The organism is Veillonella faecalis, from assembly GCF_024677885.1.
Classification (GTDB): domain Bacteria; phylum Bacillota; class Negativicutes; order Veillonellales; family Veillonellaceae; genus Veillonella; species Veillonella nakazawae.
The window spans coordinates 1-15,061 of the sequence record NZ_JALBWL010000001.1 but is presented as its reverse complement, the minus strand read 5'-3'; the positions used below and the strand labels follow the sequence as shown (position 1 = coordinate 15,061).

Below are 15,061 nucleotides of genomic sequence, written 5' to 3'. Positions count from 1 at the left end.
TAACAGTTAGAAATACGGTTAATTATTACTGTTACTATTTTTTACCTATTAGTTATTAGCTTCCGCTGCTGCTTTAGCCGCTTCTGCTGCCTTTTTCAAATTAGGCACAGATGTTGGGCATGTAGCAGGCGTACAAGCACCATTAGGACCTAAGTCTTCTGCACGGCTCACAAATGTGGTATGTAACATGTGATGAGCTTTATGGCTCATAGGTTTGCCATCGAAGAACTCAGCATACAATTTTTGGATATCTGGATTATCACAAGCTGCTTTCACTTGTACCTCTGCATCACGAGTATACAAGGACGCAATACGAGCTTCACGAGCTTTATCAGCCATCGGTAATTTAACGCGTGGTTGACCACCACCACCGATACAGCCACCACGGCAAGCCATTACTTCAATGAAGTCATAATGGATATTTTCTGCACGCATGCGTTCGATAAACTTACGCAAGTTACCTGTACCATGAACAGCCGCTACATGTAATGTTTTATCACCAATCACTACGTCTGCTTCACGAGCACCATCCATACCGCGAATGGCTTCGAATGGGATCAATGTTTGAGGTGCATCTTCACCAGTTGCTAATTTGTAAGCCGCACGCATAGCAGATTCCATAACACCACCAGTATTACCGAAGATGATACCACCACCAGATGCTTCACCCATCAATGGATCAAATGTAGAATCTTCTAATTCATCAAAGTTGATTTCTTCTGCACGTAACCATTTTGCAAGTTCACGTGTAGTAATACAGTAGTCTGTATCGCGCATTTCTGGTACATCCCAGTATTCAGCAGAGGAATTCATTTCGTCACGACGGATTTCGAATTTCTTAGCTGTACAAGGTGTTACTGCAACAGCAACAATTTGTTTTGCATCAAGGCCCATTTTTTCAGCAAAATATGTTTTTTGTGTAGGCGCTTGCATTGCAATTGGACTCTTAGCAGTAGACAAGTTTGGCAAGAATTCTGGATAGAATGTTTCAGCAAACTTAACCCAAGCAGGACAGCAAGATGTGAATTGAGGCAATACCGCATCACTATTGATAACGCGTTCCAACAATTCAGATGCTTCCTCCATGATAGTCATGTCAGCACCAAAGTTTGTATCTAAAATATAGTCGCCACCCAATTTACGAAGAGCAGCTACCATTTTACCTTCTACGAATGTACCCGCATCAAGACCGAACTCTTCACCTAAGCCAACACGTACAGCAGGTGCCGTTTGGAAAACTACGATTTTATTAGGGTCAGCAATCGCTGCTTTTACTTCATCAATTTCAGAACGTTCATTGATGGAATCGAATGGACAAATAGATGCACATTGACCGCAATGAATACAAATTGGATGATCCCCATTAGTTGTTAAGTCATAATAATCAAATACGCCCATGTCTACAGCACAAGCTTTACGACATAAGGAGCAGTTTTTACATTTGGACAAATCTTGAACTAATGCAATATTGCCGTCTTCAATAGGTACACGACGGTCTAAAAATTGGTACTTACTCATGAGTTCCTCCTACTTAGGTAACGTTGTTATCGTTAATCGATGAAATTATACTATACATTGTGATTTTTATCAATAAATTCACATGTAATTCCTTTGCATAACAGATATTAAAAAATCGCATGATACAAGGAATTATAGGCGTTCTTCTAATTCCATCCACCGTTCTGTGAGCACATCTATTTGGGATTGAGTCTCTTCTCGCTCAGCCATCAAGGATTGCATCTTTTCATAATCAGTAGCAACTTGACTAATCATGACATCGAGCCCCTTCACTAAATGCTCTAATTTAGGTAATTCATCCATGATGTTAGCATACTCTGCTTCTTCCGCTTTATTGAGTCCCTTCTTCGGTGTTTCTTTGAAAGTATCTTCCCCAAATGTAGCCATATTACTATTACTATTACTATCACTACCATCTACCGAAGTACTTAATGATGAATCATCAGACCCAGTACTAGTTTCAGATTTGTTAGTTTTATCAGTTTTAGAAGCAATAGATGTATCAGTATTAGCCATGTAGAATGGGCGCTTTCCACCACTACTTTCATCTAAAGAATCCTTGTAATCGGAATAGGAGCCGTGAACAATTTCAATTTGACCATCACCACTAAAAACAAAGAGTTTGTCTACAACACGGTCTAAGAAGTAACGATCATGGCATACTGTGATAATGACCCCACTAAAGGAATCAAGGAAGTCCTCTAGCACCTCTAATGTAGGAATATCAAGATCATTGGTCGGTTCATCTAGTAATAAAACATTCGGAGCGCTCATAAGCAATTTCAATAGATATAAACGACGTCGTTCACCGCCTGAAAGCTTACGAATCGGCACACCATGTAACTCTGGTGTGAAAAGGAATCGTTCAAGAATCTGACCAGCACTCAACGTAGAACCATCGCCCAGAACCATATAGGAATGATCTTCGCGAATATAATCGAGAACACGCATATCTTCATCAAACTCTGGTAGTTCTTGTTTGAAATGGGCAATGCGGACGGTCTCTCCCTTACCAATAGTACCGTTTGTAGGTTCATAGGTTCCATCAAGAATATTCATAAAGGTAGACTTGCCAACACCATTAGGGCCTACAATACCAATACGATCATGACGCACTACATGGTAGGTAAAATCCTTAATCATAGGACGCTCACCAAAGTAGAACTCTAAATGTTCGATATCAAAAATGGTTTTCCCTAAACGCGTTTTTAAAGCAATGGGATCCATTTGATCAGGACGTCTAGTTTTCTCCATATTCTTAAGTTTTTCATAGCGGTCTAAACGAGCCTTTTGTTTCGTCGTTCTCGCCAAAGCACCACGACGTACCCATTCGATTTCTCGTTTCAAGAACTGACGGCGTTTTTCTTTCGTAGCGGCCTCGCGAGCCTCTCGATCAGCCTTCAAGGCAATAAATTCTTCGTAATTACCGTCATATTGATACATACGACGATTAGAAAGCTCTAAAATTCCATTACATACAGAGTCGAGGAAATATCTATCATGAGTACTGATTAATAGGCCTCCTTGGCGAGCACTTAAGTAGGACTCAAGCCAGTCGATGCTATCTTCATCTAAATGGTTTGTCGGTTCGTCTAACAATAATAGGTCACAAGGATATAATAATGCCTGTCCTAATGCGAGACGACGCTTTTGACCGCCAGATAACATAGCCACTTTTTGATCCATCTCAGGAAAACCTAATTTAGTTAAAATAATACGAGCCTCTTGCTCTACTTGCCATCCATCTTGTTGATCCATTTGTTCTAACGCATTCATATAGTTACGCGATATTTTACTATCCTCGCTACCAGACTCTTGCATTTCACGATATTCACGACTAATGCGTTCAAAAGATTGCACCATCCGCAAACGAGGATGGTCTCCATCAAGAACAGCTTCTAGCAACGTTGATTCTGGATCAAACTCTGGGGTTTGAGCCAAATAATGAATACTCGCCTTACCATTCCGCTCAATGGTCCCCTTATCAGGCTCCATTTGTCCTGCCAAGATTTTTAAGAAGGTAGACTTCCCTGTCCCATTAATGCCCACAAGACCTAGACGTTTTTCGGTGGTGAAAGTAATATTTACCTCCTTAAACAGCAGTCGTGTGCCATATGATTTTTCTATGTTTTGTAAACTAATAACGTTCATCGTATGCTCCTATTATGTCATTCTGTTATTTATTATACTACACATTACCATTGACAGTAACAGGCGCCGTCAGTAGAATAAACGTAACGTATATATTCATGAGGAGGTCCACATGGCAGTAGATATCGTTTTAGACTTTTATGAAACTATCAACTTTGAACTTATCGATATCGATGGGTATGACACATTATTTACAGAACTCTTGGAAGATGGCACCTATGCAACTGTGTCCGATGATGACGGTCATTTGCCAGAGGATTTAGAGACGCCAATCGTATTCAATGTGTACGACGATAACGACTCCTTCCAATGGAGTGTGACCCTAGATGATTCCTACCAACTAAAAGACTTATTGGACAGTGCTGAAAGTACAGATGCATTCTTAGAAACACTTCAAAAAATTCGACAAGAACATATCGAACAATACCAATAAAGCAAAAGCGATGACCTAAGAGTCATCGCTTTTTATTTCATATAAAGCTACTAATATCTATATATTACAAATCTAGAAATACGCTCATTACCAATAGCTAATTATATTCGAACTAGCCACTACAAGAGATTAGTTAATAGACTCTTCCGCTTTTACTAGTTCAACAGATTCGCCTGTATTAGTAGCATCTAGAATTTCAATTAAGCTATTTACGATATTTGCTGCACCATCAACATGCCATTCACGAGCGCGCTCAGACATTTGTTGAAGTCTCGGAGAGTTAATAAGAAGTGCAGTCACAACGTCTTCTAAGTTATGAATATCACGAGCCCAACGAGCACAACCTCGTTGTTCTAATAACTCTGCATTGGCCTCTTCTTGCCCCGGGATGGCGTTAAAGAATACCATAGGCAACCCAATAGTAACCGCTTCCATACATGTTAACGCACCAGGCTTTGTAACTAGCAAGGAAGACGACTTCATAAGTTCCGAAATATTTGTAGTATACCCGTATACAATGGTCTTAGTTCGCATAGATTCACTAAGGGTAACTAAGGATTCATAAAGAGATGTATTCTGACCGGCTACGACAGTAATTTCATCAATACCGTTTACTTCATCTAAATGTTTTAATGCCGTTTCTAGAGAACCTAACCCTAGGCCCCCACCCATAACGAGCACTTTTACCGGTTTCTCTAAGCTATATTCTTCAATAGCATCACGGAAGAAGGAGCGACGCACAGGTATACCTGATACATGGATGCGTGATTCATCAATACCCGCTGCTACCATTTCATCTACCATCGATTCAGTAGCTACATAGTATGTATCAATTTGAGGGTATAGCCAAAATTGATGACTACTAAAGTCCGTCATGATAGCCACTAATGGTACATCGATATGACCTTGACGTTTTAAGATAGACGCTGCACCACATGGGAATGGATGAGTAAATACCATCACATCTGGTTCTTCTTGTTGCACCAACTTAAGCATGCGGCTTTTCAATAGGTATGACAATGCAGTTTGCAAAATCGTACCACGTTTTTCCCCTTTTGATACGCGGTAAATCATATCATATAGCATAGGAAATACGTCAATCATCTTGATATATGTGCCCTTGATCAAATGCTCTACAGACATGGTTTCTGTATCAAGAAAGTCTACATGCGTTATGGACGCTTGTGGCTCTTTCTCTTTCCAATATTCTTCTATGGCTCTGGCGGCCTGCATATGTCCTGTCCCAATAGAAGCGGACACGATGAGAACCTTCCGTGATCTTTCGTTATTCATAGTACACCCTTTCTCTGTGCATTATACCATAAATAGACGAAAAAAAGAGACCTCGAAAGGTCTCTTTCCAATCCATTAAAGATTATTTTTTGCGTTTTTTAGCTTTTGCAGCGTTAACTTGTTCTTTCAAACCTTTACCAGCTTTGAATGCAGGGGATTTGGAAGCTGCGATTGTGATAGTTTTACCGTTTTGTGGGTTACGGCCTTCACGAGCTGCGCGTTCACGAACTTCGAATGTACCGAAGCCGATAACTTGTACTTTACCGCCAGCAGCTAATTCTTCAGCAACTGTGTCAAATACAGCTTTTACCGCTTTTTCAGCGTCTTTTTTAGTTAATTCAGTTTTTTGTGCAACACTTGCGATTAATTCTGTTTTGTTCATGACAGAACCTCCTTAAAAATACTATACCTAAGAAGCATGCAAACCTCTAGGCTACTTTTCCTGCACTTTAGCCTCCTCCCAAAAAGCATCCAGCTCAGCTAATGAAAAGTCTTCCCATGAGCGATCGCTTTGGTTAACACAAGCTTCTACATGTAAAAAACGCTGTCGGAACTTTGTGTTTGTGCGATTTAGTGCATTTTCACCGCTTATTTTATACCATCTTAATAGATTAATCAAGGAAAAAAGCACATCTCCCGCTTCTTTTTCCATATTTTCTCTATCTTTTTGGGCAATAGCCTCCTTAAATTCATCCATTTCTTCCGAAACTTTCGCCCAAACCGGATCGAGCTCATCCCAGTCAAAACCTAGCTTCGCAGCCTTTTCTTGCAACTTATAAGCCGCCACTAAAGCAGGTAAACTTTTAGATACACCATCTAATACAGATTTTTGTATATTTTTCTTTTCTTGTGCCTTTAATTCGTCCCAACTGTATGATTTTTCATTATTTTCAGGGTCAAAAACATGGGGATGACGGCGAATCATCTTCTGAGTCACATCATTAATTACATCTTCTAATGTAAACTGACCAGCTTCTTCAGCTAATTGACTGTGAAAGACAACTTGTAATAATACATCACCTAGTTCTTCGCGAAGATTAGCCATATCTTTATTATCGATAGCATCTACTACTTCATAAGTTTCTTCAATGAAATATCGACGCAATGATTCATGAGTCTGTTTTTGATCCCAAGGGCAACCATTAGGAGCTCGCAAGGCTTTTACTACATCTACTAATGGTTGTACCGATACAGGCTTATCAGTATTGTTCTTCATATAGTTTAGCCTCCTCCTTATCTCGGCGAGCTTGTAAGCGCTTGCCTATAACAGGGAAATGATACATATCAGCTTTTACAACGGCCTTTGTTAACCATAAGGATAAACCATATACAAATACAGCCACAATAATAGCCGCTGCCACTGCACCACCATTGCCGAATAACTCTACGGTAGTCACATACACTACCTGTGTAGCACCGCCCATAGCCATGGCAGACACTACAATTTTTAATAGCTCTAATTTATTAAGTACAGATCCTACATATTTTTTAACAAATATATAGTTTATGAGTGCCGCAATGGCAAAATTCAAATTCGTTGCCCATGCAGCACCATTAATGCCTAGCTCAATAGTACCTGTCAATTCATAGTCTAAGAAGGTCTTAGCCAACAAACCAATAAAAATGGCTATCATAGGAATAACAGTTCTACCTAACCCTTGCAAGATGCCTGCTGTAATCTGTTGCCAACCTAAGAATATAATGCTCAAGCTAATAACAGCAATAACAGGACCTGCATGAGGCGTTGCATATATCAGTTTAGATATAGGTGTCGCCAACACACAGAGGCCGATACAGGCTGGAATAGTAAATATATTTGCAATTTTAATAGCTGTCCCAGCGCGCTGTACAATACGATGCACATCACCTTGGGCATGCGCTTCCGATACAGCTGGGACAAGACTAGCTGCTAGAGATGTAGTCAAAATGATAGGTAACCCAATCAACGATGTAGCCATCCCTGTGAGATAGCCAAATTGTGTTGTCGCTTCATTGAGGTAATACCCGATATCCATCAATCTCTTTGGAACGATAAATGTATCGATAAGAGATACCATAGGCAACATAATATTGGCCATTGAAACTGGTATAGCCAAGCTAAATAGTCGTTTGACTACAGAGCTATTGCTTTCACCGATAGCATTTGGATTCTGCTGCGCCAACATTTGCGCCCGCACACGACGCTGACGATAGTAAAAGTAAATCAATACAAGTAACCCAGCTAATACACCGGGGAATGTAGCAAAGGTTGCACCACCAGCCGCTAAGTGTAACCCTCTATCAATGAAGTAATAGGCTAAGCCCACCATAGAGGATACGCGGAAGATTTGTTCAAAGACTTGGCTAGTCCCGGTAGGAACCATATATTGGAAGCCTTGGAAGTAACCTCTAAAACAACTCAAAATCGTAACAATAAAGATTGCTGGAGATAATAGCTGAATGGCGAGCAATGCACGAGGATCTGTAATAATATGAGAATCTATGAGCCACTGTGCACTGCCATATAAAGCAACACTAAATACAAGGCCTAACAGTGTTAACACTTTTAAAGATACGGAAAACACTTGTTGTACGCCACGCATATCATCATTAGCTAGCTTTTCCGCAATCATAATAGATATGGCCACAGGAATGCCTGCAGCGGAAATACTAACGATAATTTGATAAATCGGATAGGCCATCATATATAGGCCAATCCCTTCACCACCGAGTACACGGGCAATAAGGACTTTACTGAAAGCACCAATAACCTTAACGATAATCCCAGCCAAGGTTAAAATCATAGCACCTTTTAAAAATCGATTCATAGGCCCTCCTTAGACGATGATTTCTGGCTAAGGGCCTTCATCACCGCTTCCGTAATGGTCAAAATAGAACCTTTCATGCCTTTAAGGCTCACATACAATATGGCTGGCTTGGAGTCTGCAAATTTCATCTTTTTCCATAAGTCTTCTCGCACAGCCCCCATATCCCAGTCGGCCATTTTGGAATCGTCATGCCAATGAATGGTAAGCTGTTGATCTCTACGGACGATACTTTTAATACCAAGTAAACGTGCTTGCTCTTTAATTTGAGCAATGCGCAATAATCGGTCCACCGGATCTGTTGGCGTACCGAAGCGGTCAATGAGTTCATCTGTCATATCATCAAGCTGTTCTTTTGATTTGATATGTAACAATCGTTGGTATACAGAAATTTTACGTGCACTATCTTTGATATACGCATCGTCGATAAAGGCATCTACCTCTAAGTCGATGGCTGGATCAATGGAGACCTCGCGCTCTACCTCTTTATGTTGAGCCTTCGCAATGGCTTCTTCTAACATACTTACGTACATACCAAAGCCGACAGAAGCGATGTTACCATGTTGCTGTGAACCTAAGAGATTACCTGCACCACGGATTTCTAAATCTCGCATCGCCAATTTAAAACCAGCACCGAGCTCTGTGAACTCTTCAATAGCTTTCAAGCGCTTTTCTGCAGCCTCTGAAAGCATTTTGTCAGGTCGATACATAAAGTATGCATAGGCCCGTCTACGAGAACGCCCTACGCGTCCACGCATTTGATATAGCTGAGATAAACCTAATCGGTCCGCATCATAAATGATGATGGTGTTGGCATTAGGAATATCTAAGCCGGTTTCAATGATACTTGTAGACAATAATACATCATAATGGCCTTCATAGAAATCCGTCATAATTTCTTCAATTTGACGACCCGTCATCTGACCATGAGCAATAGCATAGCGTAAACCAGGTAATGCTGCTTCTAATAACTCACCCATATGATTAATTGATGCAACGCGATTATATACGAAGTAAACTTGTCCGCCCCGTGCCAATTCTCGCTTGATGGCATCAGCAACGATGTTCATATCATATTCCACCACATAGGTCTGAACCGGTAATCGTTCCTCTGGTGGCGTGTTGATAACAGACATCTCCCGAACACCTACAAGAGACATATGTAAAGTCCGAGGAATTGGGGTTGCACTCAAGGTGAGCACATCAATATTACTAGCCCACTCTTTCCATTTTTCCTTTTGTGCTACCCCGAAGCGTTGTTCTTCATCAACAACAAGCATGCCTAAGTCTTTAAAGACTACTTTTTTATTAAGTAGTGAATGGGTTCCGATGAGAACATCGATAGAGCCATCCTCTACACCTTTTAGAACTTGTTTCTTCTCAGATGTACTGCGGAAACGATTGAGCACATCTACTTTGACCCCAAACGGAGCAAAACGATTCCAGAAGGTTTGGAAATGTTGCTGTGCAAGAACTGTTGTCGGTACGAGCACCGCAACCTGTTTGCCACTCATAACGGCCTTAAAGATGGCACGCATAGCCACTTCTGTTTTACCAAAGCCTACATCACCCGCCAGCAAGCGATCCATAGGAACAGGTTTTTCCATGGATGCCTTTATTTCTGCTGTAGCCTGTAATTGGTCTTCCGTTTCTTCATAAGGGAAGGCATCTTCAAACTCTTGCTGCCATGGTTGATCTGGCAAAAATGCAAATCCTTCTGTAATTTCTCGTTGTGCATAGATCTCAACGAGCTTATCTGCCAAATCATCAATGGATTTTTTGGCCTTTGTAACAACCTTAGCCCAATCACGGCCACCCATTTTATGGATGCGTGGCACATCACCTTCATTGCCAATGTATTTTTGTAACTGATCTAGATTGTTTGCTGGTAGGAATAACTTATCCGTTCCGGCATAGGCGATTTCAATATAGTCCCGGTGAATGCCTTCTGTTTCTATCGTTTTAAGGCCAATATACTTACCAATACCATGCATGCTATGAACTACATAGTCACCTGGTGTTAAATCCGTAAAGTAGTTGATTTCTTGGCCCTTTTTAGGCTTGTTGCGAAGCTTACGTTTTTGTTGTCCGTAAATATTGCCTTCTACAACAACTACTAAATGACTATTTGGCAATTCAAAACCATCGGTCAATAAACCTTGTAAAATAATGACCGTATTAGGTTTTGCAATCCATTCCTCACTATGAACAAAGGCAATCCCTTCACCTTCAAGAGCTCGTTCAATACCTTCTCGTCGTTGTTGGTTATTTAATACCAATACAACTTGATGATTGAGGCGGTGCCATTGCTTAATTTCATCTGTTAGGAGCGGAATTTGACGCTCAAAGCTCGTCATCGTCTTACCTTGAATACCGATTGGATTAAATCCAGGTAGACCGATAGAGCGTTGTTGCATAAATGTGAAAGCTACTTGATTTATAGCCTCTACAGTACGTTGTAATTCACTCCAGTCGCAATGATTTTTACGATGTGTAGGATCTTCCTTAAGGAACTTCTTTAATGCTTCCTGGATACGACCGGGCTCATCATAAATGAGAGTCCCTTCTTTCACATAAGATAATAAGGTGCAATCTGTATCACTTTTACCAAGGAAGAAAGGTGTCACCGTATACGAATCAATTTGTTCAATGGAACGTTGGTTCTCAACAGAGAAGAACCGCAATGTATCGATTTCATCGCCAAAGAACTCAATTCGTATTGGATGTTCACTGTTAACAGGATAAATATCTAGAATATCCCCACGTACGGCAAAATGACCACGTTGTTCCACCTGGTCTACACGTTCATATCCAATTGTGACAAGCTGTTCAAGAGCTGTATCGCGTTCAATCGTATCATTCAAAGAAAAATGTAACGACTGGCCTTTTAAATATTGTGGAGATACTACATATTGTGTAACCTCTTCTGCATTCGCTATAACTACGGCAGGTTCTTGCCATGCTAGCAATGCTAATGCACGCATTTGTGCACCTTGATCTTCAAGGCTACGAGCAGTCGTTGTAAACTCCACATTGTCAGTTATAGGAAATGAAAGGACTGGGATATTAGGCCAGAAAAAGGCTAAATCTCGTTCCCACATCTCTTTATGGTCCTTATCATGGACTACGATAACTACGGGCTTTGTAAGGCCTGTAGCAAAAGCTTGGTTTAAGAGGAAACTCTTTTGAGATCCACTTAGACCATATATGACTGACTTTCCTTTCCGCTGAAATGCGTTTAGCCCATCCACAAAGGATGGGTTCTGTGAAAGCAGCTTAGTTAATGTATTATCCATACTGCACCATATAGTATTCATGATTATTTAAATAAATAGTTCTAACTCATTTATTATAACATTTTTAGGCAAAAAAAATAGCACCTCAAAAGGTGCAATAAAGTTGGTGCGGGAGAAGGGACTTGAACCCCCACGCCGTAAGGCGCCAGATCCTAAGTCTGGTGCGTCTGCCAATTCCGCCACTCCCGCGTCTCAACTGAAATAATAATATCATGTATATAATTCATCGTCAATCATTTTTTTAGATTTAACTTAAATTTCATGTTACCTCTAAAATATCTACTATATAACTAATTAAATATCTACTATATAACGAATTCTTTTTTCTTTATTTTAACCTTACATATTGGTCATTATATAAATTGTAAAATGAAAAAGAGACTGACCCAGAATCCGAACTACTAGAATCCTGGGTCAGCCTCTTTTTTAGGATGATGATGAATAAATGCATGCCCTACATTTACCATAAAAATATATTAACAGTCATAACGTATGTCATGCTGGTAATACCAAGAAGGTATTATTCACCATGACCATGCCATCGACATTTAGGTCTTTCGAATACAATCTAACTCATAAATAATGAAGATTATATAGAACTAAAAAATCCTTTTTACGGGTACGTAAAAAGGAGCTACTAACTTCTCCTCCCTATCTCTCGTAGGTCAAATGGTGAATGTTGAATAGGCAGTTCTCCTGACTCGGCGTCATCGCTTATCTAGCCTTCCCAGTTTCCCAGTGACTTAATTTAGACTCGCTCGACCATACAGTGGCGGGACCGTGCTGGCATTTAACCAGCTTCTCTATTATGCTTTTCAGCACCTATTCCCAAATATGATGTTTTCTATGAGTTAATATTAACACCGCTATCGTATTAAGTCAATTTATTTTTGTAATTTTATTTACAATTTTACTGTCCATTAATTTATACATATATAAACATGAGTTATACACTATTTGGATAGCTTCACGGCTTTTACTATTTCATCTCTTATTCATCTATTGCCATATATGATATTTTTAATTACAATATAAAGGTATCTAAAAATAGGAGGAATCTATGTATATCGGAGATTTCATTAAAGAATATCGGGAAGCCAATGGTGTATCCGTTGAAGACTTCGCCACAAAAGCAGGCTTAACAGTTACAGAAATTGAAGCCTTAGAAAATAACTTACAAGAAGATGGTACTGTAATACCAGTTGCGATGCGACAAATCAAAGGTATAGCCGCAGCTATGAGTGTACCAATGCCTGTAGTTTTGGCTCAGATTCCTTCCGATCAAGAATTAGTTGTCCATGTAGTAGCTGAGTCTGATCAGCCACATGCAAAGTAATAAGGAGAATAAATGAAGCGTAGTATATTAATTGCAGCAGCTTTCACAATCTTAGGCATCCTGCCCTCTCAAGCAGTCAATATTGCTGACTTAGAGAATGCAAGAGGTTATGCCTACTTATATCGTATGAATGGTCAAAACTATTACGCAGAACAACGCGTTAAAGTTATCGCTGGTGAAGGTAATAAATTTGAAATTATCGGTCGCACCTATAGTCATCAAGGGGCTCAATATTATATGACAGAGTACATAAACCATTATTACTTTGATCAAGATGCCGATACAATTCAATGGGTCCAAGAACAACGTAATATTATCGATGCCCGTACAGGTAGAGTATTACGTGAGGAAAAACGACCTAAAGCTAAATTGATTACGTTAAAACCAGATACTTATGGTTATATGCAAGCTATCTATTGGAGAGATCTTGCCGTAGCTGCAGGTCAGCTAAAATAATCTAAGTATTATCTAATTGGCAAATTTTAAAAGCTCGCCATATTAAGTATACATATAATAAAGGACTCTACTGATTAGAATGTAGAGTTCTTTTGATTATACTATTACTATAAGTAGATAAAATAAAAAAGCACCACATTACTGTGATGCTTTAATTTGGTGACCCAGAAGGGATTCGAACCCCTGGCCTTTTGATTCGTAGTCAAACGCTCTATCCAGCTGAGCTACTGAGTCATGTAGTTGGTACTCACTTATATTAACACAACGCTTAAATCGATGCAAGCATTTTTTTAATATTTTTTGAGTAATTTTATGGACATGCGGTCCGAAGACCGCAATCCAAAGTTTGGCAGGGGCAGTAGGACTTGAACCCACAACCAACGGTTTTGGAGACCGCTACTCTACCAATTGAGCTATACCCCTATGTTCATCAAGCCGTGCTTGATACTTGATTAGTTTAACAAAAAATAGACCCTATGTCAAGAAACAAAGCGTTTTAAAATAATGAAATAATAGTGAATTTAAAAGGAAAAGAGCCCTTTTTCAAGGGCTCTTATGTCTACCTAACTTTTACCTTTATATATACGGGAGATGGTATATATAATTAGAGAGTTTTGTATATGTATTGTTTTGTTTATACACAGGGAGAGTATTGTTGTGTATTTAAGTGTTGTTTTATGTGTTGTATTGTTTTGTGTTGTGTTGTTTGTATTATTTGTAAAAGGGACAGGTAAAAGTTATTTGCAGTAGACCTCCATTTCCTTAGTTGATCTCAATCAACTATTGCTAGTATATAGATTCTATGTGAAAACATAGTGAAAGTTTTATGAGATATATATGAAACGAGTAAATTTTGGTACATATTTAAACATTATAAATATAGCTATAAAACTAGTATTTACCTACACTTTTAGGTTTATATATATTTTTTTAATAAAACTATGCATGAATAGAATATGTAGTAGATAGTCATTATTAGAATTTATAATTAAAGCAAAATTTATTACATAAAGATGATTAATTAGAAAATTTGATTAAAGAATATCTTATGTACTATTTTAATCAATCAAGTATTATGTATAGATATAGCCATTAAAATAGGAATATTTAAGTTATACTGTTGTTTTTATATCGCTAAGAAGTCTATACCTATTGAATAATATAACTAACGTTTACGGATAAATATTTAAAGTTAAAAATGAAGGATAATTGTATATTATAGAATTTATAGAATAAATAAATTTGGAGTTACTCAACTGCTTTTTAATCTATTATTTACATAAATCTAAATTTCTCAGCTACTATACGGTTCGATACCATAGGTGCTGCGCACCGCGGTATCGTTTAGATGTAGTTGGCCTCCTACCATTAGACGCGGCTTCCTATCACACTCGCCCATGGCAGTATTTAAAACTATAATCTAAATTAAAATATATACCTTTAGGGCTTCGTCGAAACTGATGCAATGGACGTACGCGTCGCTGCGCTCCTTTACGCCCTATTGCCCTAGGTTTCCCACGCCGTCCCATAGATTACTATCCATAGATAATACTTGTACAACCTTGGCTGGAGACGGCTCTAGAAGGATTAGCTAGTCGAAGACTAGCTAAAAGAAAAAGGCCTACCTTTAGGTAGACCTTTTTCTTTTAGTCAATCAGCGGCTTCCTATCCTCCCAGGCCGTCTCCAGCCAAGTACTTTCGGCGTTTATGAGCTTAACTACTGTGTTCGAGATGGGAACAGGTGGATCCTCATAGCCATCGCCACTGAATCTAT

The 15,061-nt window shown here is 39.2% G+C and carries 10 protein-coding genes, 3 tRNA genes, 1 rRNA gene and 1 riboswitch; of the genes, 3 read left to right on the top strand and 11 right to left on the bottom strand.

All coding sequences use genetic code 11. The features are described 5' to 3' along the window. Positions 1-48: 48 nt before the first annotated feature. Positions 49-1,518, bottom strand: a complete 1,470-nt coding sequence (locus MOQ65_RS00070) for a [FeFe] hydrogenase, group A (RefSeq protein ID WP_257846295.1) — start codon at positions 1,516-1,518, stop codon at positions 49-51. Between the two features lie 132 nt (positions 1,519-1,650). Continuing rightward, positions 1,651-3,669: an ABC-F family ATP-binding cassette domain-containing protein gene (locus MOQ65_RS00065; RefSeq protein ID WP_257846294.1), complete on the bottom strand. Its 2,019-nt coding sequence runs from the start codon at positions 3,667-3,669 to the stop codon at positions 1,651-1,653. Between the two features lie 112 nt (positions 3,670-3,781). Between MOQ65_RS00065 and MOQ65_RS00060 the strand changes: the two genes are divergently transcribed. Further along, a complete protein-coding gene (locus MOQ65_RS00060; RefSeq protein WP_257846293.1) occupies positions 3,782-4,102 on the top strand; it encodes a hypothetical protein in 321 nt (106 codons plus the stop codon). 129 nt (positions 4,103-4,231) lie between these two features. On the opposite strand, the gene MOQ65_RS00055 is transcribed toward MOQ65_RS00060, so the two are convergent. The 6 genes from MOQ65_RS00055 to MOQ65_RS00030 all read right to left on the bottom strand — a co-directional run bounded on the left by MOQ65_RS00055 (position 4,232) and on the right by MOQ65_RS00030 (position 11,684). Beyond that, entirely contained in the window at positions 4,232-5,395 is a 1,164-nt protein-coding gene (locus tag MOQ65_RS00055; protein WP_257846292.1) for an MGDG synthase family glycosyltransferase, read from the bottom strand. An 82-nt stretch (positions 5,396-5,477) separates the two neighbouring features. After that, positions 5,478-5,777: a non-specific DNA-binding protein Hbs gene (gene hbs, locus MOQ65_RS00050; protein WP_005385694.1), complete on the bottom strand. Its 300-nt coding sequence runs from the start codon at positions 5,775-5,777 to the stop codon at positions 5,478-5,480. Positions 5,778-5,828: 51 nt separating this feature from the next. Next, positions 5,829-6,611, bottom strand: coding sequence for a nucleoside triphosphate pyrophosphohydrolase (mazG, locus tag MOQ65_RS00045; RefSeq protein ID WP_060924080.1), 783 nt, complete (start codon positions 6,609-6,611; stop codon positions 5,829-5,831). Beyond that, on the bottom strand, positions 6,595-8,202 hold the full coding sequence (locus MOQ65_RS00040; RefSeq protein ID WP_257846291.1) for a putative polysaccharide biosynthesis protein: 1,608 nt from the start codon (positions 8,200-8,202) through the stop codon (positions 6,595-6,597). The genes mazG and MOQ65_RS00040 overlap by 17 nt, the downstream gene beginning before the upstream one ends. Continuing rightward, positions 8,199-11,495 (bottom strand): transcription-repair coupling factor, encoded by a 3,297-nt coding sequence (gene mfd, locus MOQ65_RS00035; protein ID WP_257846290.1) that lies wholly within the window; start codon positions 11,493-11,495, stop codon positions 8,199-8,201. The genes MOQ65_RS00040 and mfd overlap by 4 nt, the downstream gene beginning before the upstream one ends. A gap of 104 nt (positions 11,496-11,599) precedes the next feature. Further along, positions 11,600-11,684 (bottom strand) — tRNA-Leu (locus tag MOQ65_RS00030). Between the two features lie 480 nt (positions 11,685-12,164). Then, positions 12,165-12,336, bottom strand: a riboswitch (cobalamin riboswitch). A gap of 219 nt (positions 12,337-12,555) precedes the next feature. Here MOQ65_RS00030 and MOQ65_RS00025 point away from each other — a divergent pair. Both MOQ65_RS00025 and MOQ65_RS00020 read left to right on the top strand, forming a co-directional pair. Then, positions 12,556-12,831 (top strand): helix-turn-helix domain-containing protein, encoded by a 276-nt coding sequence (locus MOQ65_RS00025; RefSeq protein WP_119207172.1) that lies wholly within the window; start codon positions 12,556-12,558, stop codon positions 12,829-12,831. Between the two features lie 12 nt (positions 12,832-12,843). Continuing rightward, complete coding sequence (locus tag MOQ65_RS00020; RefSeq protein ID WP_024048354.1) at positions 12,844-13,287, top strand: hypothetical protein; 444 nt, start codon at positions 12,844-12,846, stop codon at positions 13,285-13,287. Between the two features lie 157 nt (positions 13,288-13,444). Here MOQ65_RS00020 and MOQ65_RS00015 read toward each other — a convergent pair. The 3 genes from MOQ65_RS00015 to rrf all read right to left on the bottom strand — a co-directional run bounded on the left by MOQ65_RS00015 (position 13,445) and on the right by rrf (position 15,056). Beyond that, positions 13,445-13,521: transfer RNA gene (locus MOQ65_RS00015), tRNA-Arg, on the bottom strand. Positions 13,522-13,634: 113 nt separating this feature from the next. Continuing rightward, positions 13,635-13,710: transfer RNA gene (locus MOQ65_RS00010), tRNA-Trp, on the bottom strand. A gap of 1,229 nt (positions 13,711-14,939) precedes the next feature. Next, a 5S ribosomal RNA gene (gene rrf / locus MOQ65_RS00005) occupies positions 14,940-15,056 on the bottom strand. Between the last annotated feature and the right edge of the window lie 5 nt (positions 15,057-15,061).